The sequence below is a fragment of the Aliidiomarina sanyensis genome, assembly GCF_003987175.1.
Lineage (GTDB): Bacteria > Pseudomonadota > Gammaproteobacteria > Enterobacterales > Alteromonadaceae > Aliidiomarina > Aliidiomarina sanyensis.
Genome location: NZ_PIPM01000043.1, coordinates 1 through 919, shown reverse-complemented (window position 1 = coordinate 919; position 919 = coordinate 1). Strand labels below are relative to the sequence as shown.

Annotated in this window: 1 protein-coding gene and 1 pseudogene; both read left to right on the top strand. The window is 42.7% G+C overall.

From position 1 onward, the window contains the following. Window positions 1-116: pseudogene (locus tag CWE11_RS12290) on the top strand (IS30 family transposase); the annotation flags it as partial. A 249-nt stretch (window positions 117-365) separates the two neighbouring features. Then, window positions 366-779 carry an H-NS family histone-like protein gene (locus CWE11_RS11995; protein WP_126777859.1) on the top strand — a complete coding sequence of 138 codons (414 nt, stop codon included), beginning with the start codon at window positions 366-368 and terminating at the stop codon, window positions 777-779. Window positions 780-919 lie beyond the last annotated feature (140 nt).

Sequence of the window (919 nt, the reverse complement as noted above, 5' to 3'; positions counted from 1 at the left end):
CCAAAATACAACAGCGTATAAATCTCAGGCCGCGTAAGATATTAGGGTTTAAGCAACCAGATGTAATTTTTAAAGAGCAATTGCAGTACGCGCAGAGCGAGTGTTGCAGTTATTAATTGAATCTAGGCTCAAAATTAAAAATTCCCTCCAGAAGAATAAAAATACTTTTCCCTGCGTGTTTGAAGAGCCACTGAATATTCATTTTGTAATCCATTCGCTAAGCTTTTAATAAATTTACAAAATGAATTTGCTGTAAAACAAAAAAGATGGTTTAAAATAAAGTTCTGAAATACAAATGTATATTTCAGTTTTCGTTGCACCATCAAATTCATTCAGAAAGAAATTATCCTACGAAAGGAACTACAATGAGCGAATTTACAGATATTCTTACTCACGCACGTCGCTTGAATGCAGCGACCAAAGATTTGTCCGTAACGGAATTACAAGAAGTTATGGCAAAGCTCGAGAATATTATTGAACAACGCAAGGAAGAAGAAGCTGAACAACAGCGGGCAGAGGCCGCAAAGTTGGCAGATATCGAACGGATTCGCAAAGACATTGAAGCAGCTGGCCTCAACCCAGAAGATATTCTTGGAGCGCCAAGCCGAGCGCCGGTCAAGCGCAGTCAACGCAAGCGCGCACCGAAGCCGGCGAAGTATGAGTACACCATGTCCAATGGTGAAAAGCGTACCTGGACGGGTCAAGGCCGGATGCCAAAACCAATTCAAAAGGCCTTAAATCAAGGCAAAAAGCTCGAGAGTTTTTTAATTAAAAAATAATCAAACGAGCCAAATCGAGTAGGAGGAGGCCTCCTGGCCTCCGTCCTCTCACACCACCGGGCATACGGTTCCGTACCACGGCGGTTCATAGGTTACATTTGAGCTGATGGTAACTGTCCATCAGCGATACCAGACCCAGT

What these genes read in the sequence shown, in the direction of transcription:
- CWE11_RS11995 (WP_126777859.1), top strand. Translation starts at nt 366, where the DNA reads ATGAGCGAATTTACAGATATTCTTACTCACGCACGTCGCTTGAATGCA.